Origin of the sequence: Dietzia massiliensis (assembly GCF_018390595.1) — a bacterium.
Taxonomy (GTDB): domain Bacteria; phylum Actinomycetota; class Actinomycetes; order Mycobacteriales; family Mycobacteriaceae; genus Dietzia; species Dietzia massiliensis.
In genome coordinates this window covers 1-477 of record NZ_JAHBAV010000161.1, presented here as the reverse complement: position 1 = coordinate 477, position 477 = coordinate 1, and the positions used below count along the sequence as shown (strand labels likewise).

Here is a 477-nt window from a genome sequence, read left to right as displayed (position 1 = left end):
GTATAGGAGTAAACCATAGGGTTCCTCAGCTCGCTGATCAGTGACCCAATCTGTCCGTCCGATTAGGGACAGTTCATGCAACACCGTTTTGTCGACCGGAAAGCGGGAACACTTTCCGCAATGTCTCTTGCTATCACGCTTAAACCATTTCATCGCGTCTTCCCCCAGAACTCCTGGTAGTGCAAAGACCGCGGTATATTAAGTCGTCAATAGAAACAAACATTGGGAGGCGAAACCAGCAGCCAAACAGTGTGAAACGCTACTGGCGCCCTACAGCGCAAAAAGGCTGGTGACTAAAAAGTCACCAGCCATCAGCCTAAAAGACTAGGCTGCAACCGGAAAGGTTGGCTTATTTAACTTCAACTTCAGCGCCAGCTTCTTCCAGAGATTTTTTCAGAGCTTCTGCGTCATCTTTGCTCACGCCTTCTTTCAGAGCGGCTGGAGCAGATTCAACCAGGTCTTTAGCTTCTTTCAGAC

General features: G+C 48.8%; 1 protein-coding gene. It reads right to left on the bottom strand.

Annotated elements, in window-relative coordinates:
• Positions 1–349: 349 nt before the first annotated feature.
• A partial coding sequence (locus tag KHA85_RS20130) for a ribosomal protein L7/L12 (protein ID WP_213186652.1) occupies positions 350–477 on the bottom strand: 128 nt, incomplete at its 5' end.